This window comes from Pilimelia columellifera subsp. columellifera, from assembly GCF_039532605.1.
GTDB classification, from domain to species: Bacteria; Actinomycetota; Actinomycetes; order Mycobacteriales; family Micromonosporaceae; genus Pilimelia; species Pilimelia columellifera.
The window spans coordinates 28,906-48,609 of sequence record NZ_BAAARY010000004.1 but is presented as its reverse complement, the minus strand read 5'-3'; the positions used below and the strand labels follow the sequence as shown (position 1 = coordinate 48,609).

Here is a 19,704-nt window from a genome sequence, read left to right as displayed (position 1 = left end):
TTGGCTGGTGGCTGATCCGTCGACGTACCGCCCGCCGCCTGGGACGATTCCCGAGGCGCCTGGCGTCTACCGCTTCTACGACCCGTGCGACGAGGTCATCTACGTCGGCAAGGCCAAGAGCCTGCGGTCGCGGCTCAACTCGTACTTCGCCGACCTGACCGGCGCGCACCCGCGTACCCGGCAGATGGTCACCACCGCCTGCCGGGTCGACTGGGTCACCGTCGCCAGCGAGGTCGAGGCCCTCCAGCTCGAGTACACCTTCATCAAGGAGTTCGATCCGCGGTTCAACGTCCGATACCGCGACGACAAGTCCTATCCGTACCTGGCGGTGACCCTCGACGAGGAGTTCCCACGGCTGCAGGTGATGCGGGGCGAGCAGAGCCCCGGGGTGCGGTACTTCGGCCCGTACTCGCATGCCTGGGCCATCCGCGAGACTCTCGACCTGCTCCTGCGGGTCTTTCCGGCGCGCACCTGCAAGCCTGGGGTGTTCCGGCACGCGGCCCAGATCGGGCGGCCCTGCCTGTTGGGAGACCTCGGCAAGTGCAGCGCCCCCTGTGTCGGCCGGGTGACCGCGGACGAGCACCGCGCCATCGTCGAGGACTTCGTCGACTTCATGGCCGGCCGCACCGACCAGATGATCCGGAAGCTGGAGCGGCAGATGCACGCCGCCGCTGACGAGCTGGAGTTCGAACTGGCCGCCCGGCTTCGTGACAACCTCGCCGCGTTACGTCGGGCGATGGAGAAGCAGGCGGTCGTCCTCGGGGACGGGACCGACGCCGATGTCGTCGCGTTCGCCGAGGACGAGTTGCAGGCCGCCGTCCAGGTGTTCCACGTACGCGGCGGGCGGGTGCGTGGGCAGCGCGGCTGGGTGGTCGAGAAGACCGAGGAGCTGACCGCCGGGGACCTGGTGCACCACTTCTGCACCCAGGTGTACGGCGAACGCAAGGGCGAGTCGGACGTGCCACGCGAGTTGTTGGTGCCCGCGCTGCCGCCGGACGCCGAGGCGTTGACGCAGTGGCTGTCCGAGCACCGGGGGAGCCGGGTCAGCCTGCGGGTGCCGCAACGTGGGGACAAGAAGTCGCTGCTGGAGACGGTTGCCCGGAACGCCGGCGGGGCGCTCGCCGATCACAAGCTCAAGCGGGCCGGTGACCTGTTCGCCCGGGGCAAAGCGTTGGAGGAGCTGGCCGAGGCGTTGGGGATGGAGTCCGCGCCACTGCGGATCGAGTGCTTCGACGTGTCCCAGCTGCACGGCACGGACGTCGTCGCCAGCATGGTCGTCTTCGAGGACGGCGCGGGCCGCAGGAGCGAGTACCGCAAGTTCGCGGTCCGTGGCGATCAGGGCTTCGATGATCTCGCGGCGATGGCTGAGGTCCTGCGCCGCCGCTTCGCCCGCCATCAGGGCACGGCGTCGGCCGGATCGGCCGGGGAGCCGTCCCCGCGTCGTCCCCGCCGGTTCGCGTACCCGCCGCAGCTGATCGTGGTCGACGGCGGTCTGCCGCAGGTCAACGTGGTGGCCGATGTCCTGGCCGACCTGGGAGTGGTCGACGTGACCGTGTGCGGGCTGGCCAAGCGGATGGAGGAGGTGTGGCTGCCGGGCGAGGACTTCCCGGTGATCCTGCCCCGACAGTCCGAGGCGCTGTATCTGTTGCAGCGGGTCCGGGACGAGGCGCACCGGTTCGCGATCACCTACCACCGGCAGCGCCGTTCGTCCCGGATGACGGTCTCGGCGCTGGACGGGATCGTCGGACTGGGCGAGGTGCGTCGCAAGGCGTTGCTGCGGCAGTTCGGTTCGGCCCGCCGGCTGGCCGCCGCCAGCGTCGAGGAGATCGCCGCGGTCCCGGGTGTCGGCCGGCGTACCGCCGAGGCGGTGCTGGCGGCGCTCGTCGGCGGCGACGCGCCGGCGCCGCGCCCGCCGGCTGAGCCGGTGGCGACCTGGGATCATCGTCAGTTGACAGCGCCGGCGCCGCCGCCGCATGACACGGGGGAGCAGAACGATGAGCGTTGACCCAGGGCCACTGGCCGGCGCTGACGCGGCGCCGCGGTCGGTGATGGATCTGGTGGTGGTGACCGGCGTGTCCGGGGGCGGCCGGAGCACGGTCGCGCGGGCGTTGGAGAACGTCGGCTTCTACGTGGTCGACAATCTTCCGCAGGCGCTGATGATGGAGATGGCTGAGCTGGCGTACCGGGCGGGCGGGGCGGCCCGACAGACGGCGATGGTGCTCGACGTGCGTAGCCGGGCGTTCTCGACCGACCTGGCCGGGGCGATCCCGCAGTTGCGGGAGCGTGGGTTCCGGCCGAAGGTAGTCTTCGTGGACGCCGCCGACGAGGTGCTCATCCGTCGGTTTGAAAGCGTTCGGCGGCCGCATCCGTTGCAGGGCAACGGCAGGCTCTCCGACGGCATCAGAACCGAGCGTGGCCTGCTGGCCGAGGCCCGCGAGCAGGCCGACATCATCATCGACACCACCCACCTCAACGTGAACCAGTTGCGGGCCCGGGTGGAGGAGCTGTTCGCCGGCGAGGACGCCCGCCAGATGCGGGTGACGGTGCTGTCGTTCGGCTTCAAGTACGGTATTCCGCAGGACGCCGATTTCGTCGTCGACGCACGGTTTCTGCCGAACCCGTACTGGGTGCCTGAGTTGCGTGAGCTGACCGGGCAGCGGCCGGACGTGAGTCGGTACGTCCTCGCCCAACTGGGGGCCGGGACGTTCATCGAAACCTATGCGCGCATGATCAATGCCACCGCGCCTGGTTTCGAACGGGAGGGTAAGCGTTACCTCACCGTGGCGGTCGGCTGCACCGGCGGCAAGCACCGCAGCGTGGCGTTGGCCGAGGAGATGTCCAGGCGTCTGACCCAGGTCGGCCTGGCATCTCACACCGAGCATCGGGATCTGGGGCGCGAGTGAACTCTGCACCACTGAAGGTCGTCGCGTTCGGCGGCGGGCACGGCCTATCGGCGTCGCTGCGCGCGCTGCGTTCCTGCTCCGACAAGATCGAGGTCGACATCACCGCCGTCGTCACGGTCGGCGACGACGGCGGTTCCTCCGGCCGGCTCCGGGCCGAGCGCGGCGGTCTGCCGCCGGGCGACCTGCGTAAGGCGCTGGTGGCGTTGGCCGCCACCGACGAGGCCAGCGCGCGAACAGCTGAGCTGTTCGAGTACCGGTACGCCGCCGGTGGCGGCGACGGGGTGGTCGGTCTGGCCGGGCACGCGGCCGGCAACCTCATGCTGGTCGGACTGATGGAGATGCTCGGCGACCCGGTCGCCGCGCTGGACCACGCCGCGACGCTCGTGCGGGCCTGCGGCCGGGTGCTGCCGATGTCCCGGCAGCCGGTCGGCATCGAGGCCGACGTCGTCGGCCAGGACCCGGCCGACCCCGCGGCGGCGACCACGGTGCGTGGTCAACACGAGGTGGCCGTCGCCGGGGGCCGGGTGACCGCGCTGCGGCTGGCGCCGTCGACGCCGGCGGCCTGCGCCGAGGCGGTCGCCGCCGTCCGGGACGCCGACTGGTTGATCTTCGGTCCGGGCAGCTGGTACACCAGCGTCATCCCGCACCTGTTGGTGCCGGAGCTGGCCGCGGCGGTGGTGGCCAGCCCAGCCCGCCGGGTGGTCACCCTCAACCTGGCCACCGACGCCGAGACCGCCGGGCTCTCCCTGGCCGGGCACCTGGCGGCGCTGGGCCGGCACCTGCCGGACCTGCGGGTGGACGCGGTGCTGGCCGACACCCAGGCGGTCGATGACCCCGAACCGGTCCGGCGTGCGGCAGAATCCCTGGGCGCACGCCTGGCGTTGGCGCCGGTGGCCGTCGCCGACGGCGACCCGAGGCACGATCCGGCGGCGCTGGGCGCCGCGCTGGTTCCCCTGCTGGGTTCCGATCGTTAACACTGACGAACCGCGTTCCACCGGCCCCCACGAGGTGACACGACAATGGCGATGACCGCTGCGGTCAAAGACGAGCTCAGCAGGGTCGACGTGCCCAAACCGTGCTGTCGGCGCTCCGAGCTGACCGCGCTGCTGCGCTTCGCCGGAGGCCTGCACATCGTCTCCGGGCGGGTCGTCGTGGAGGCTGAGCTGGACACCGGCGCCGTCGCCCGACGGCTGCGCCGGGAGATCACCGAGGTGTTCGGGTACACCAGCGAGATCCATGTCCTGGCCTCGGGCGGGCTGCGCAAGGGCAGCCACTACATCGTCCGGGTGGTCAAGGAAGGCGAGTCGCTGGCCCGGCAGACCGGCCTGCTGGATGTGCGCGGACGCCCGGTCCGGGGGCTTCCGCCGCATGTCGTCTCGGCGAACGTGTGCTGCGCCGTGGCCGCCTGGCGGGGGGCGTTCACCGCGCACGGATCGCTGACCGAGCCCGGCCGCTCCTGCGCCATGGAGATCACCTGCCCCGGCCCGGAGGCGGCGTTGGCGCTGGTCGGCGCGGCGCGTCGGATGGGCATCACCGCCAAGGCCCGCGAGGTGCGTGGGGTCGACCGGGTGGTGGTCAAGGACGGCGACGCGATCAGCGCGGTGCTGGCCCGGATCGGGGCGCACTCGTGCGTGCTGGCCTGGGAGGAGCGTCGGGTCCGCCGCGAGGTGCGGGCGACCGCGAACCGACTGGCGAACTTCGATGACGCGAACCTGCGCCGGTCCGCCCGCGCCGCCGTTGCCGCGGCCGCCCGGGTGACCCGGGCACTGGAGATCCTGGCCGAGGAGGCCCCCGGCCATCTCACCTCCGCCGGCGAGCTACGGCTACAGCACCGCCAGGCGTCTCTGGAGGAGCTGGGGGCGCTCGCCGACCCGCCGCTGACCAAGGACGCCATCGCCGGCCGGATAAGGCGCCTGCTGGCCCTGGCCGACAAGCGCGCCCGGGACCTGGGCATCCCCGACACCGAGGCGGCCGTGACGGCGGACATGCTGTCGTGCTGAGCGTCGTCTGCGCGTCGGCACGGGTGCCGTCGTGGTCCGCGCGCCGCCAGGGCGAACCAGGGCCGGTCCGACTGGGGTCGGTTCTCCCGTTCCGATAGGGTCGCCGGAGATGAGGTCCGGAGCCCGCCGTGGCGTCCGGACGAGAAGATCACGAGCGAGGAGACGGGCCTGTGACGATCAGGGTTGGCATCAACGGCTTCGGCCGTATCGGACGGAACTTCTTCCGGGCTGTGCTGGCGTCCGGCGCGGACATCCAGATCGTCGGGGTCAACGACCTCACCGACAACGCCACCCTGGCCCACCTGCTGAAGTACGACAGCATCCTGGGCCGGATCGGCCAGGAGGTGAAGGCCACCGCGGACGACATCACCGTGGGCGGCCAGACGTTCAAGGCGATGGCCGAGCGGGACCCGGCCAACCTCAACTGGGGCGCCCTGGGCGCGGACATCGTCATCGAGTCCACCGGCTTCTTCACCGACGCCAACAAGGCCCGGGCGCACGTCGAGTCCGGCGCGAAGAAGGTCGTCATCTCGGCGCCGGCCAAGAATGAGGACGTCACCATCGTCATGGGCGTCAACCACGACGCCTACGACGCCGCCGCGCACACCATCATCTCGAACGCCTCGTGCACCACGAACTGCCTCGCGCCGATGGCCAAGGCCCTGCACGACGCGGTCGGCATCGAGCGTGGCCTCATGACCACGATCCACGCCTACACCCAGGACCAGAACCTGCAGGACGGCCCGCACTCGGACCTGCGCCGGGCCCGCGCCGCCGCGCTGAACATCGTCCCGACCTCCACCGGCGCCGCCAAGGCCATCGGCCTGGTCATGCCCGAGCTCAAAGGCAAGCTGGACGGTTTCGCGCTGCGGGTGCCGATCCCGACCGGCTCGGCCACCGACCTCACCTTCACCGCCTCCCGTGAGACGAGCGTCGAGGAGGTCAACGCCGCTGTCCGGGCCGCCGCCGAGGGCGCGCTGCGCGGCATCATGACCTACTCGGAGGACCCGATCGTCTCCTCCGACATCGTCACCGACCCGGCCTCCTGTGTCTTCGACGCCCCGTTGACCCGGGTCATCGGTGACCAGGTCAAGGTCGTCGGCTGGTACGACAACGAGTGGGGCTACTCCAACCGCCTCGTCGACGTGGTGAAACTGGTCGGCGCCTGATGCGGACCCTCGACGACCTGCTCGCCGAGGGCGTGCGCGGTCGGCGGGTCCTGGTGCGCGCCGACCTCAACGTGCCGTTCGTCAAAGGACAGCCCGGGGTCATCGCCGACGACGGCCGGATCCGGGCGGCGCTGCCGACGGTGACGGCGCTGCGGGACGCCGGCGCGAGGGTCATCCTGTGCTCGCACCTCGGCCGTCCCAAGGGCGCGCCGGATCCGGCGTTCAGCCTGGCCCCGGTCGCCGACCGGCTTGGCGGGTTGCTTGGCGCGCCGGTGGCCCTGGCCGCCGACACCGTCGGCGACTCGGCCCACGGCGTGGTCGCGTCGCTGGTCGACGGGCAGGTGGCGTTGCTGGAGAACCTGCGGTTCAACGTCGGCGAGACCAGCAAGGACCACGGCCAGCGGGGCGCCTTCGCCGCGCAGCTGGCCGAGCTGGCGGACGCCTATGTGGACGACGCGTTCGGCGCCGTCCACCGTCAGCACGCCAGCGTGTTCGACATCGCGCTGCACCTGCCGCACTACGCCGGTGGCCTGGTGCTGCGGGAGGTTGAGGTGCTGCGGCGGCTGACCGAGTCGGCGCAGCACCCGTACGCGGTGGTGTTGGGCGGCTCGAAGGTGTCCGACAAGCTGGCGGTCATCCAGGCCCTGTTGCCGCGGGTCGACACGCTGCTGGTCGGTGGCGGCATGTGCTTCACCTTCCTGCGCGCGCAGGGTCACGAGATCGGCCGGTCGCTGGTCGAGGACGAGATGGTGGACACCTGCCGGGAGCTGCTGGAACGCGCCCAGGGCAAGATCGTCCTGCCGACGGACGTGGTGGCGGCGACCGCCTTCGAGGCTGACGCCGGGCATGAGGTCGTGCCGGCGGACCAGATCCCGGCCGACCGGCTCGGCCTGGACATCGGCCCGGCCAGCGTCGCGGCGTTCTCGGACGCTCTCGCCGGCGCGAAGACGGTCTTCTGGAACGGCCCGATGGGCGTGTTCGAGATGCCCGCGTTCGCCGAGGGAACCAGGGGCGTGGCCGAGGCCATCGCGAAGCTGGACGCGTTCACCGTGGTGGGCGGCGGCGACTCGGCGGCCGCGGTGCGGGCGCTGGGCATCGATGAGGACGCCTTCGGGCACATCTCCACCGGCGGCGGCGCGTCGCTGGAGTACCTCGAGGGCAAGGACCTGCCTGGTCTGGCCGCGTTGCATGCGAAGGAGCACTGATGTCCCAGTCGACGCGCCGGCCGTTGATGGCCGGGAACTGGAAGATGAACCTCAACCACCTTGAGGCGATCTCCCTGGTGCAGAAGCTGGCGTTCAGCCTGACCGAGCAGCAGCTCGCCGACGTCGAGGTGGTGGTGATCCCGCCGTTCACCGATCTGCGCAGCGTGCAGACGATGGTGGACGGGGACAAGCTGCTGCTCGGCTACGGCGCACAGGACGTGTCGGCGCACAGCGCCGGGGCGTACACCGGCGAGATCAGCGCGGCGATGCTGGCGAAGTTGGGGTGCGGGTACGTCCTGGTCGGGCACTCGGAGCGTCGGGCGTTCCACGCCGAGGACGAAGCAGTGGTCAACGCCAAGACCAAGGCGGCGCTGGGCGCCGACCTGACGCCGATCGTGTGTGTCGGGGAGGGCCTGGAGGTTCGGGAGTCGGGCGCCCACATGGCGCACGCCGTGGCGCAGCTCGACGGGGCCCTCGCTGGCCTGTCGGCGGCGCAGGTGGAGCGGATCGTGGTCGCCTACGAGCCGGTGTGGGCGATCGGCACCGGCAAGACCGCGACCCCGGCCGACGCGCAGGAGGTCGTCGGGGCGCTGCGGGCCCGGCTGGCGGAGTCGTTCACGGCTGAGCTCGCCGGCAGGGTCCGGTTGCTGTACGGCGGCTCGGTGAAGGCGGCGAACATCGCGGGGATCATGGCCGAGCCCGATATCGACGGCGCGTTGGTCGGCGGGGCGAGTCTGGACGCGGAGGAGTTCGCTTCCATTGCGCGGTTCCGGGAGCACATCTCCCGATAGCTCTTTTCGCTACTCTCTAGTAGTTTTTCTGGCGGCGCCGTCTTACGGCGCCGCCAGTTCGCTTGTCGCGGAGAATGGCGTCGGTTCGCTGGTCGGCGCCCGTCACGAACGCTGGTCCGGCATTGCCCGTCAATGGTCTACTCTCTCTAGGTAATTGTCCCGATGCGGAAAGTGACCGGGTCGTGCTTCGAAGCGTGAGTGGGAGCGACGCGGCACAACTCGCCGACCGCTGGACGGTCGACGAGCTGCCGGCGCTCAACCGCGCCATCCTGCGGGGGAGCACGCCGCCCGGCGCCCTGGCCCAGCGCCTGTCCGAGGAGGTCCTGCGACAGCTGCCGTTGGCCGCCGAGATCGCCGCCGTCCCGGCGATGCGCCTACTCGTCCTGCTTAGCCTGGCCGGGGCGTCGATCGCCCGCCACTACCAGGAGCGGCACGGCACGGACGAGCCGGAACGGGCCTTCGACCCCGTCCGGGTCGGGCCGGACGCCCTCGGCTTCCTCGACTACTTCGGCGAGCTCGGCGGCCGCACCGACACCGGTCACCCGGACCGGGACAGCTACACCGGCCTCGTCCGCTGGAACGTTCCCTGTGCCGAGGTCTCGTGGCAGGGCCGCACCCTGGCGGTCATCGACGGGGTCTTCGACGACGCCGGCATCCGCACCTACACCGGCACCGTCGGCGAGGAGACCTTCTTCGAGGTGCTCAAACAGGGCGAATGTCTGGAGAAGGCCGTCAACGCGCTGCTCGCGCCAGTCGCCACCGGGGCCGTCGAATTCGCCAGCGACGAGGCCGTCGAGCGGGTCCGGGCCGCCACCACCATCCTGCACGTGCTCCGGCGGCTGATGCTCGACTACCCCCACCTGCCGGACGGCGGGGCGATGACGCCCAGTTTCTTCATGGACGTCTTCCGCCAGTTCGCCGTCCACTGGCGCCCGGGGGACCTGCCGCCAAGCGGGGCGATGGACACCGAAGCCCTCACCCGCGACCTACTGCTGGGCATCAACTACACCGGATATCCTGATGCGCTGCGTAGGCTCTTTCCCGCCCTGCTGCGGCACGAGCGGCAGGATCTGCGGGAACGGATGGGCCAGCCGTCAACGACCCAGTCGATGCTCAAGGGCATCGGGGTCACGCCGACTGACCTGGCCAGCATGCCGCTGTCACGGCAGCGGGCGCTGGTCGCCGCGCATCCGGAGCTGGTCACCTGGTTCGACCTGTTGCAGGCCAACGGCCGCAGCGCGGCCGCGCACCTGGGGCTGAGCAAGAAGATGCTGTTCAACCCGCAGCGCCGCCGCGAGCTGGCCGACGTGGGCGGTAACCGACCGGTCGCCAACGACACCGGCACCACCGGCATGACCGAGCACTACCTGGCCGCCCTGACGGCGGCGCGTAAGAGTCACGCGTTGCTGCCGCTGCACCTGGTCGTCGGCCAGGTCCTCCGCCCGTCGTGCGAGGACCGGCTGGACGAGGTCACGGTGACCGTCAACGGGCGGCCCGGGCGGCGACCGTGAGCGAAACCCCGCAGGCATCCGCCGACCGGCTCGCCGAAGCGGTCCGACCGCTGCGCCGGGTCGGCCTGGAGCAGCTGATGGCCCTCATCGACCGCACCTCGGCGGTTATCTACATGCGGGATGTCGAGGGCCGGTACATGCTGGTGAACCGCCAGTACGAACGGTTGTTCGGAGTGACCCGTGACAGCATCCTCGGGCTCACCGACCACGACCTGTTCCCGCCGGAGATCGCTGACGAGTTCCGGGCCAACGACCTGGCCGCCATCGCGACGGGCACGCCGGTCCGGTTGGAGGAGATCGCCCCCGGCGACGACGGCCCGCACACCTACATCACCGTCAAGTTCTCGCTGACCGACGCCGACGGCGAGGCCTACGCCATCGCCGGCATCTCCACCGACATCACCGAACGGAAACGGGCCGAGGACGAGGTGCTGCGCCTCAACGCCGAGCTTGAGCGGCGGGTGCGGGAGCGGACGGCCGAGCTGGAGGCCTCCACGCAGGAGCTGGACGCGTTCGCCTACTCGGTGTCGCACGATCTGCGGGCGCCGCTGCGCTCGCTGGAGGGGTTCAGCCAGATCCTGCTGGAGGACCACGCGGGCCAGCTCGACGAGGACGGCCAGGGGTACCTGCGGCGAATCAGGGCCAACGCCACCAGGATGGCGCAGCTCATCGACGACCTCCTCGATCTGTCCCGGGCCACCCGGGCGGATCTGCGGCGGGTCCGCGCCGACGTCACCCAGATCGCCGAAGAGGAGATCGCCGAGCTGCAACAGGCGTCGCCGGACCGGAAGGCCGACATCAGCATCGCGCCCGGCCTCGTCGTCGACGGCGACCCCAACCTCATTCGGATCGTCGTGCAGAACCTGCTGACCAACGCCTGGAAGTTCACCGGGCGAGCCGAGCACCCGCGGATCACCGTGGACGAGCCGGAGCCGGGGGTGCTGCGGTTCGCTGACAACGGCGCCGGCTTCGACATGCGCTACCAGGACAAGCTGTTCGACCCGTTCCAGCGGCTGCACACCAGCAGCGAGTTCGAGGGCACCGGCATCGGCCTGGCCATCGTGCACCGGATCATGCGTCGGCACGGCGGCCGGGTCTGGGCGCACGGCGAGCCCGGCCAGGGCGCCACGTTCTGGGTCAGCTTCGCCGACGGCGTCAGATCGGGGGACGGCCGATGAGACCGGAGCCGATCCTGCTGGTCGAGGACAACGCCGACGACATCATGTTCACCATTCGGGCGTTCCGTAAGAACCAGGTGCCGAACGAGATCATCGTCGCCAGCGACGGCGTGCAGGCGTTGTCGATGCTTCTGCCGGAGGACGGCGAGCCGGCCCTGAGCCCTATCCTGGTGCTGCTGGACGTCAAACTGCCGCTGGTCGACGGCCTGGAGGTGCTGCGGCGGCTCCGTGCCGACCCGCGGACCCGGACCATGCCGGTGGTGGTGATGACCACCTCGAACGAGGAACGGGACATCGTCGAGAGCTACCGGCTCGGCGCCAACAGCTTTGTCCGTAAACCGGTCGGCTTCGCCGAGTTCGAGGATGCCGCCAAGACCCTGAGCCAGTACTGGCTGCGGCTCAACGAACCCGCGCCGAGCTGGCGGGGCGGCGGCTGAGATGGCGCCGATCCGTCTGCTCATCGTCGAGGACAGCGACGACGACGCGCTGCTCATGGTCCACCGGTTCCGGCGGGCCGGGATGGACATCGAGCACCGCCGCGCCGAGACCGCCCGGGAGATGGAGGAGGCGCTGCGCGTCGACCCGCCGGACGCCATCATCTCCGACTTCAACGTGCCCGGTTTCGGCGCCGAGGCGGCGCTGGCCCTGCTGCGCGAGCACAACCTGGACCTGCCCTTCATCGTGGTGTCCGGCGAGGTGGGGGAGGAGCGGGCGGCCGCGCTCATGAAGGCCGGCGCTCACGACGTGGTGCTCAAGGAGCGGCTCGCCCGCCTCGCGCCGGCGTTGGCCCGGGAGCTGCGGGAGGCCGCCGACCGCCGTCAGCGCCAAGCCGCTGAGCTGGCGCTGCGTCGCAGCGAGGAGCGGTTCCGGCTGATCGCCGAGCATGCCAAGGACATCATCTTCCGGTTCCGGCTCCGGCCGGACATGGCGTTCGAATACGTCAGCCCGGCGGTCGAGGCGATCATCGGGCACACCCCTGAGGAGCTGTACGCCGACCCGATGGTCCTGGCCGCGATCCTGGACCCTGACGACAAGCGCCGCGTCCTCGAGTCGTGGGAGCATCCACGGCCGGAGCCGTTGGTGATGCGCTGGCGCCGGCTGGACGGCCGGGTGGCCTGGACCGAGCAGCGTGCGGTCAGCATCACCGACGACCAGGGCCGGGCCGTCGCGGTGGAGGGAATCCTGCGGGACGTCACCAGCGCCGTCCTGGCCGACCAGGAACGCGAGCGTCTGGAACAGCAGCTCCGGCAGGCCGAGCGCCTGGAGTCGCTGGGTCAGCTCGCCGGCGGCATCGCGCACGACTTCAACAACCTGTTGGCGGTGATCACCGGGTACGCGGCGATGGTCGACGACGCGATCCCGCCGAACGATCCGGCGCACGCGGACCTGGAGGGCATCCGGGCTGCCGCGCAGCGCGGCGCCGGCCTCACCCGTCAGCTGTTGATCTTCTCGAAGCGGGAGCCGTCCCGACCGGAACGGGTCGATCTCAACCTGGTCGTCGAGGAGACCCAGATCCTGCTCAGCCGCACCCTTGGCGAGGACATCGCGCTGTGCTCGCGGCTGACGCCCGGTCTCCTGCCGGTGGTCGCCGACCGGAGCAAGGTCGAGCAGGTGCTCATGAACCTGGTGATGAACTCCCGCGCCGCGATGCCCGACGGCGGCGAGTTGACCATCGCCACGTCGAACCTGCCGGGGTCCGGAGACGTCCCCGGCCAGGTGGAGCTGACCGTCGTCGACACCGGCTGCGGAATGCCGGAAGAGGTCGCGAGCCGGGCGTTCGAGCCGTTCTTCACCACCAGGGGCCCCACCAACGGCAGTGGGCTCGGCCTGGCCACCGCGTACGGCGCGGTCAAGGAGGCGGGTGGCGACATCAGCATCGCGAGCGCCGTCGGGGTGGGGACAACTGTGCGGATCACGCTGCCGGTCGCCCCGGCCGGTCCGCCCCAGCACGTCGCCCCGGCGGCCCCGCAGCCGGAACGACCGGCCGGGGACGCCGGCGGGACGGTGCTGCTGGTCGAGGACGAGGACGCGGTGCGCGAGATCGTCCGCCGGATCCTGATCCGGGCCGGCTACGCGGTTCTGCACTCGGGCCGGCCGAAGGAGGCGCTGCGCATGTTCGCCGAGCACGGCCAGGACATCGACGCCGTCATCGCGGACGTGGTGATGCCTGAGATGTCGGGGACGCAGATGGTGGCGCAGATGCTGCACGAGCGCCCCGACCTGCCGGTTCTGTTCATGTCCGGGTACACGATGGGCGAGGCGCCCGGAGGTTACGCCCTCCCGGAGGGCGCCCCGCTGCTGCGCAAACCGTTCGACGGAAAGACACTGGTCCGGCGGCTCCGTGAGCTGGTGGACGCGCCCCGCGCGGTCTGACCGGCCGCCACGACACGCCCGGAACACCGTGGCCGTCGGGGAAACGTTATTCTTGGGCCCCGTCCGTTGGAGAGGACCGACCTACACATGCCCATCGCATTTGCCTACGTAATGATGGGACTGCTCATCTTGACGAGCATCCTGCTGACCCTGCTGGTCCTGCTGCACCGCGGCAAGGGCGGCGGCATGTCGAGCATGTTCGGTGGTGGCGTCAGCTCCAGTCTGGCCGGCTCCTCCGTCGCGGAGAAGAACCTCGACCGGTACACCGTGCTGGTGGGGGTGGTCTGGTTCGCCAGCATCGTCGGCATCGGTTTCTGGCTGAAGGTCACCGAAGCCACGCTGTAGCGCCACCACCGTCCTGGTAGCACCACCTGTCGACGTCCCGCCTCCGGCGCTCAGCGCACGCTGCGCAGCCGGGGCGGGACTTCCGCTGCCGCGGCCCGGTCCAGCAGCCACAGGGTCCGGTTGACCCCCCGGACGCCCGCCGCCGGGACCTGGACCGGCCCGGCGCCGCTGAGCGCCAGCCGCGCCGCCGCGGCCTTCGCCGCTCCCGCGGCCACCAGCCACACCTCCTCCGCCGAGTTGATCGTCGGGAAGGTGAGCGTGATCCGGGTCGGGGGCGGCTTCGGACTGCCGCGCACCGCGCTGACCGGCCGCGTCTCGTACGCCCCCGGGTGCTCCGGGAAGATCGACGCGACGTGCGCGTCCGGGCCGAGGCCCAGCAGCAGCACGTCAAAGTGCGGCACGCTCGCGTGTCCCGGCCGGGCGGCGCCGGCCAGCTCGGCCGCGTAGCGCGCGGCCGCCGCCTCCGGGTCGTCGCCGTCGGGACCGTCCGAGGCGGGCATCGGATGCACCCGTTCGGGCCGCAGCGGCAGCGCGTCCAGCAGCGCCTCCCGGGCCTGGGTCTCGTTGCGGTCCGGGTCGCCGGCGGGCAGGAAACGTTCGTCGCCCCACCAGATGTCTACCCGGGACCAGTCGACCGCGTCCCGGGCCGGGCTGCGGCCCAACGCCTGGTAGATCGCGGCGGCGACTCCGCCGCCGGTGAGCACCAGCGCCGCCTCGCCCCGGCTCGCCTGCGCCTCCACCAACCGGATCGCCAGGCGCGCGGCGACCGCCTCGGCCAGCTCGTGGGCGTCGGCGTGGACGGTCACCGTGGCCTCGCCGTCGGCTACCGGCAACGAGCCGCTCATCCGGCCGCCCCCGCGCCCACCGGGTCGTGCCACACGTGCACCCGGTGAGCTGGCCGCACGTCCAGTCCCCGCGCCCCCGACATGGCGGTCAGGGCGTCGGCGTACACCTGGTCGGCGTCGAGCCGGCGCAGCTCCTCGGCCAGTTCGTCGCCGAGCGGGCGCCGCACCAGCGGCAGCTGCTGGTCGGCCTCCCCGGTGCGGGTGAACTGGGCGCTGTCGCCGTCGCGGACCAGTCGCAGCACGTCGCCGTTCGGGCAGCTCAGCTCGACGCTGCGCATCCGTGGGGCCGCGTCGGTGTGCTCCAGCGTCGGCGTGATGCCCAGCCGCGCGCCTAACCAGCCGCCCATCACCATCGCGGTCGGGTCGGCGGCCGGCGCCACGATCCGGGCCGCGGAGATCGCGGTCGGTCGGGCGTCCAGCGCCCCGGCGACCAGGGTCCGCCACGGGGTGATCCGGGTCCAGATCAGGTCGGTGTCACCGGGTGCGTAGTCGGCCGCCCGGGCCCGCAGCGCGGCGGTCGGGTCGCCGGACTGGGCGGCGTCGGTGATCCGCCGGTCGGCGACGACGCCCAGGTAGTCGGTGGCGATCCGGTCCGGCGCCGGCATGTGCCACCAGGTCACGACCGGCACATCGGGAACAAGCAGCGGCATCACGACCGACTCGGCGTGCAGCGCCAACCGGCCCCACATCCGCATGACGATCGCCTCGCAGGGGCCGAGCCGCCCGCCGACCACGATCTCGGCGTCGAGGCGACTCTGCGGGCGATCGATGTCGGTGCGGACCACGATGAGCAGCCGGCACGGGTGCGCGGCCGCGGCGATCGTCGCCGCCGCCTCGGCCTCGTGCACCTGCGCCTCGTCGACCACCACGATGAGCGAGAGCGCCATGCCGCTGGTCACACCGCCGGCGCTGCGCCGCTCGGCCGCCAGCGCCTTGACGACCTCGGTGCCCCTGGTGTCCCACAGGCTGATCATCGAGCCCCCTCCGAAGCGACTCCGCCGGGCGCGCGCGTCTGTCGACGCTGTCCGCTGTGGGTCCTCATGCCCGCCGCCAGTGCCGGCCCGACTGGCGCAGCATCTCGTCGGCGGCGCGCGGGCCCCACTCGCCGGCCCGGTACGGCGCCGGGCGGGCGCCCCGCCACGCCTCCTCCAACGGGTCGATGACCCGCCAGCTGTGCTCCACCTCGGTGGCGTCCGGGAACAACGTCCGATCGCCGAGCAGCACATCGAGCACCAGCCGCTCGTACGCTTCCGGGCTGGACTCGGTGAACGCCTCGCCGTACTGGAAGTCCATGGCGATGTCGCGCAGCTCCATCGCCGTCCCCGGCACCTTCGAGCCGAACTTGAGCACCACGCCCTCGTCCGGCTGAACCCGGATAACCAGTTGGTTGTGCCCCAGCATCTCCACGGCCGTGGGGTGGAACGGCAGGTGGGGCGCCTTCTTGAACATGACCGCGACCTCGGTGACGCGCCGGGGCAGCCGTTTTCCGCAGCGCACGTAGAACGGCACCCCGGCCCAGCGTCGGTTCTGCACCCCGAGGGTCACCGCCACATAGGTCTCGGTGGTGGAGTTCGACGGGACCTTCGGCTCCTCCAGGTACCCGTTGCACCGTTCGCCGGCCACCCAGCCGGCCAGGTACTGGCCGCGGACGGTGCCGGCGGAGATGTCCGCCGGCGGGGTGATCGCCTTGAGCACCTTGAGTTTCTCGGTGCGGATCTCCTCGGCGTCGAAGCTCGTCGGCTCCTCCATCGCCACCAACGCCATGAGCTGGAGCAGGTGGTTCTGGAGCACGTCGCGGGCCGCGCCGGCCGCGTCGTAGAAGGCGGCCCGGCTGCCGATGCCGACGTCCTCGGCCATGGTGATCTGCACCGAGTCGACGTACCGGGCGTTCCACACCGGCTCGAACAGGGCGTTGGCGAACCGCAGCGCCAGAATGTTCTGAACAGTCTCCTTGCCCAGGTAGTGGTCGATCCGGAACACGCCGTCGGGGCTGAAGACGTTGTCCACCAGCTGGTTGAGGTCCCGCGCCGAGGCCAGGTCGTGCCCGAACGGCTTCTCCACCACCACCCGCCGCCAGCCGTCGTCGCTGCTGGCCAGGCCGGTGCGCTCCAGTTGCTTGAGCGCGACCGGGAACGCGGCCGGGGGGATGGAGAAGTAGAACGCCACGTTGCCGCCGATGCTGCGCTCAGCCCGGAGCTTCTCCAGCTCCAGCGCCAAGGCGTCGAACGCCTCGTCCTCCTCGAAGGACCCGCCGATGAACCGGAAGCCGCTGGCCAGCCGCTCCCACACCTCGTCCCGCCAGGCGGTCCGGGCGCCGTTGCGGGCCGCCTCGCGGGCGATCGGCAGGAACTCGCCCTCGCCCCAGTCCCGGCGGGCGAAGCCCACCACCGCGAAGTGCGGGGGCAGCAGCCCCCGGTTCGCCAGGTCGTAGACGGCCGGGATGAGCTTGCGCCTGGCCAGGTCCCCGGTGACCCCGAAGATGACCAGGACGCAAGGCTCCGGGATCCGCGGCAGCCGGCGGTCCCGCGGGTCCCGGAGCGGGTTGTCGCTCCGGTCGCGGACGAACGGGGTGGTCGATCCCATCGGCGGTTGGCCCTCAGTTAGATAGGTGTGCTGCCGCGTCGAGCAGCGCCTGGACACCGGCCTGTCGGTCGGTCAGGTGCAGGTGCAGGAGCGGACGGCCACGACTGGTCAGCGCCTCACGGTCACCGGCGGCCTGGGCCGCGATGAGTCGGCCGAAAGTGTACGGCCGCCCGGGCACGGCGAGATCATCGGCCACCGCCCCGGTGATCTGGAGGAAGCAGCCGACCGGCGGTCCGCCCTTGTGGTACTGGCCGGTGGAGTGCAGGAACCGCGGCCCCCAGCCGAAGGTGACGGGGCGGCCGCTGGCGGCGGCGAGCGCCGCCCGCACCCCGGCGACGTCGGCGTCGCCGAACCGGTCCAGATAGGCCATCACCGCCAGGTATCCGCGGTCGCCGAGTTGGCTGGTGAGCCAGCGCAGCGTCGCCGCCAGGCTGTCGCCGGCCTCGGCCGGCGCGAACACCTGGGCCGCTCCTTCGACGAACCGGGGCTGCTCGTCGGGCATCCCGTCGGTGAGGATGCGGGTGGTGTTCTGTTTCGACTCCGCCACGTTCGGCTGGTCGAAAGGCTCCACGCCGAGCACCCGCGACGCCACCGGGATCGCGTACTCCCAGGCCAGGAAGTGCGCTCCGAGCGGGCCGTTGACCGCCAGGTCGGCGGCCACCCCGCCGCCGGGCACCGCTCCGGCGGCCAGCGCGCCGCCGACGGCGACGGCGAGCACGTCGGCCCCGGTGATCCCCGGGGCGTCCGGCGTCTCGACGACCACCGGCAGAATGCCGACGGCCGATTTGCCGGTGGACTCGGCGATGAGCTGCTCGGCCCAGTCACCGAGGCCGACGATGCCGGAGCCGTCGTCGACCAGAGCCAGTTTGTCGCGGCCGTCCGCGGCCGCGGCGCCGAGCGCCGCGCCCAACGCCAGAGCCGGGTTGCCCTGCTCGCGGCCGAGCGTCACCGCCAGGGTCTCGGCCTGGCCGATCAGCTCGGCCACGTCCACGCCCGCCAGCGCCGCCGGGACCAGCCCGAACGCCGTCAGCGCCGAATAGCGCCCGCCGACCTCAGGGTCGGCGGGGACCACGACCATGCCGAATTCGCGGGCGGTGGACTCCAGCGGCGAGCCCGGATCGGTGACGACGACGAAGTGCCGCGCCGCCTCCGACTCGACGAGGCCGGCGTCCAGGAACGCCTGCCAGAACGCCCGCCGATGGCTGTCGGTCTCCACCGTGGAGCCGGACTTGCTGGCCAGCACCACGGCGGTGCGGCGCAGCAGGTCGTCGGCGGGCGGACTGCCCGGCTCGTAGCCGCCGAACATGGTGGCCCGGATCTGGGTCGGGTCGGTGGTGTCGAGCACCGCCAGCGGCACCCCCATGGTCCGGCAGATGACCTCCGGCGCCAGCGATGAGCCGCCCATCCCGCACAGCACGACGTTGTCCAGGTCGCCCAGCTCGGCACATAGCTCAGCGAGCTGGGGGAGCAGGTCCCGGCTGCGGCGGAACGTGTCGAGCCAGCCCAGGCGGGTCTTGGCCACGTCCTCGGCGTCCGGGCCCCACAGCGTCGGGTCCTTGGCGGCGAGCAGGCCGGGCACCTTGTCGGCGACCAGCAGATCCCGGGTGGCGGTCGCGCCGTCCACCGAGTCCGCGCCGTGCACGGCGAGCCCGCCGGCGGCGTGCACGCCGCCATCGAGAAGGTCGCTCATCGGCGCTCCTCCAACTGGGTACGGACGCTGTCGAGCAGCTCGGCGTAGCTGGCCTCGAATTTCTGCACGCCCTCGCGCTCCAGCACCTCGATGACGTCGTCGAAGTCGACGCCGACCTGACGTAGCCGCTCGAACACCTGGCGCGCCTGGTCGTACTGGCCGGTGATGGTGTCGCCGCGGGTCTCGCCGTGGTCGGCGTAGGCGTGCGCCACCGGCTCCGGCATCGTGTTCACGGTGCCTGGGGCGATGAGCTCCTCGACGTAGATGACGTCCCGGTAGTCGGGGTTCTTCGTCGAGGTGGAGGCCCACAGCGGACGTTGCGGGTGCGCCCCGGCGTCGGCCAGCGCCTGCCAGCGCGGGCTGCTGAAGACGTGGCCGTAACGCTCGTAGGCGAGCTGGGCGTTGGCGATCGCCGCCTTGCCCAGCAGCTGCCTGGCCTCCGCTGTGCCGATCTTGTCCAGCCGCTGGTCGACCTCGCTGTCCACCCTGGAGACGAAGAACGAGGCCACCGACCCGATCATCGAAAGGTCGTGCCCGTTGGTCCTGGCCAGCTCCATCCCGGCCAGGAACGCCTCCATGACGGCCCGGTACCGTTCCAGCGAGAAGATCAGCGTGACGTTGACGCTGATGCCCTGGCTGAGGGTCTGCACGATCGCCGGCAGACCCGCCTCGGTGGCCGGGATCTTGATGTACAGGTTCGGTCGGTCGACCAGCCACCACAGCGCCTTGGCTTCGGCCACGGTCTGGTCGGTCTCGTGCGCCAACCGCGGGTCCACCTCGATGGAGACCCGACCGTCGACGCCGTGTGAGGCGTCGTAGGCCGGGCGCATCACGTCGCAGGCCCACCGGACGTCGTAGGTGGTGAGCATCCGCGCCGCCTCCTCCACCGACACCCCGCGGCGCGCGAGATCGTGCGTCTGGTCGGCGTAGGAGGCGGCGTCGGACAACGCCTTGGCGAAGATGGTCGGGTTACTGGTCACGCCGACGACGTGCCGCTCCCGGCGCAGCCGGTCCAGGCCGCCGGAGGTGAGTCGATCACGGGATAGGTCGTCGAGCCACACCGCGACGCCGGCGGCGCTCAGTGCGGCGAGTCTGTCGGTCATGCCAGCTC

Annotated in this window: 17 protein-coding genes; 12 read left to right on the top strand and 5 right to left on the bottom strand. The window is 71.5% G+C overall.

What is annotated here, in order from left to right; all coding sequences use genetic code 11:
• The first annotated feature begins 7 nt into the window (after positions 1-7).
• From uvrC to secG, 12 genes are all read left to right on the top strand, one after another.
• The gene (uvrC, locus tag ABD287_RS05875) at positions 8-2,005 is read left to right on the top strand and encodes an excinuclease ABC subunit UvrC (protein ID WP_344169451.1); all 1,998 of its coding nucleotides are present in this window, start codon (positions 8-10) and stop codon (positions 2,003-2,005) included.
• On the top strand, positions 1,995-2,903 hold the full coding sequence (gene rapZ / locus ABD287_RS05870) for an RNase adapter RapZ (protein WP_344169449.1): 909 nt from the start codon (positions 1,995-1,997) through the stop codon (positions 2,901-2,903). The genes uvrC and rapZ overlap by 11 nt, the downstream gene beginning before the upstream one ends.
• Complete coding sequence (locus ABD287_RS05865; protein ID WP_344169446.1) at positions 2,900-3,877, top strand: gluconeogenesis factor YvcK family protein; 978 nt, start codon at positions 2,900-2,902, stop codon at positions 3,875-3,877. Before rapZ ends, ABD287_RS05865 begins: the two co-directional genes overlap by 4 nt.
• Positions 3,878-3,922: 45 nt before the next feature.
• Entirely contained in the window at positions 3,923-4,903 is a 981-nt protein-coding gene (gene whiA / locus ABD287_RS05860) for a DNA-binding protein WhiA (protein ID WP_344169443.1), read from the top strand.
• A gap of 170 nt (positions 4,904-5,073) precedes the next feature.
• Entirely contained in the window at positions 5,074-6,072 is a 999-nt protein-coding gene (gene gap, locus ABD287_RS05855; RefSeq protein WP_344169441.1) for a type I glyceraldehyde-3-phosphate dehydrogenase, read from the top strand.
• Positions 6,072-7,277, top strand: a complete 1,206-nt coding sequence (locus tag ABD287_RS05850) for a phosphoglycerate kinase (RefSeq protein WP_344169438.1) — start codon at positions 6,072-6,074, stop codon at positions 7,275-7,277. The genes gap and ABD287_RS05850 overlap by 1 nt, the downstream gene beginning before the upstream one ends.
• Positions 7,277-8,068 (top strand): triose-phosphate isomerase, encoded by a 792-nt coding sequence (gene tpiA / locus ABD287_RS05845; protein WP_344169435.1) that lies wholly within the window; start codon positions 7,277-7,279, stop codon positions 8,066-8,068. Before ABD287_RS05850 ends, tpiA begins: the two co-directional genes overlap by 1 nt.
• Before the next feature lie 194 nt (positions 8,069-8,262).
• Complete coding sequence (locus ABD287_RS05840; protein ID WP_344169432.1) at positions 8,263-9,579, top strand: hypothetical protein; 1,317 nt, start codon at positions 8,263-8,265, stop codon at positions 9,577-9,579.
• On the top strand, positions 9,576-10,757 hold the full coding sequence (locus ABD287_RS05835; protein ID WP_344169429.1) for a sensor histidine kinase: 1,182 nt from the start codon (positions 9,576-9,578) through the stop codon (positions 10,755-10,757). The genes ABD287_RS05840 and ABD287_RS05835 overlap by 4 nt, the downstream gene beginning before the upstream one ends.
• Positions 10,754-11,194: a response regulator gene (locus tag ABD287_RS05830; protein WP_344169426.1), complete on the top strand. Its 441-nt coding sequence runs from the start codon at positions 10,754-10,756 to the stop codon at positions 11,192-11,194. The genes ABD287_RS05835 and ABD287_RS05830 overlap by 4 nt, the downstream gene beginning before the upstream one ends.
• A gap of 1 nt (position 11,195) precedes the next feature.
• Positions 11,196-13,130 carry a hybrid sensor histidine kinase/response regulator gene (locus ABD287_RS05825; RefSeq protein WP_344169423.1) on the top strand — a complete coding sequence of 645 codons (1,935 nt, stop codon included), beginning with the start codon at positions 11,196-11,198 and terminating at the stop codon, positions 13,128-13,130.
• An 87-nt stretch (positions 13,131-13,217) separates the two neighbouring features.
• Entirely contained in the window at positions 13,218-13,475 is a 258-nt protein-coding gene (gene secG, locus ABD287_RS05820; protein ID WP_344169420.1) for a preprotein translocase subunit SecG, read from the top strand.
• Between the two features lie 50 nt (positions 13,476-13,525).
• Here the strand turns inward: secG and pgl are convergent, their stop codons facing one another.
• The 5 genes from pgl to tal form a co-directional block, all read right to left on the bottom strand.
• Entirely contained in the window at positions 13,526-14,320 is a 795-nt protein-coding gene (pgl, locus tag ABD287_RS05815) for a 6-phosphogluconolactonase (RefSeq protein WP_344169417.1), read from the bottom strand.
• Entirely contained in the window at positions 14,317-15,294 is a 978-nt protein-coding gene (locus ABD287_RS05810) for a glucose-6-phosphate dehydrogenase assembly protein OpcA (RefSeq protein WP_344169414.1), read from the bottom strand. The genes pgl and ABD287_RS05810 overlap by 4 nt, the downstream gene beginning before the upstream one ends.
• Positions 15,295-15,358: 64 nt before the next feature.
• Entirely contained in the window at positions 15,359-16,903 is a 1,545-nt protein-coding gene (zwf, locus tag ABD287_RS05805; RefSeq protein WP_344169411.1) for a glucose-6-phosphate dehydrogenase, read from the bottom strand.
• A gap of 13 nt (positions 16,904-16,916) precedes the next feature.
• Positions 16,917-18,593 (bottom strand): glucose-6-phosphate isomerase, encoded by a 1,677-nt coding sequence (locus tag ABD287_RS05800; protein WP_344169408.1) that lies wholly within the window; start codon positions 18,591-18,593, stop codon positions 16,917-16,919.
• Complete coding sequence (gene tal / locus ABD287_RS05795) at positions 18,590-19,696, bottom strand: transaldolase (RefSeq protein ID WP_344169405.1); 1,107 nt, start codon at positions 19,694-19,696, stop codon at positions 18,590-18,592. The genes ABD287_RS05800 and tal overlap by 4 nt, the downstream gene beginning before the upstream one ends.
• Positions 19,697-19,704 lie beyond the last annotated feature (8 nt).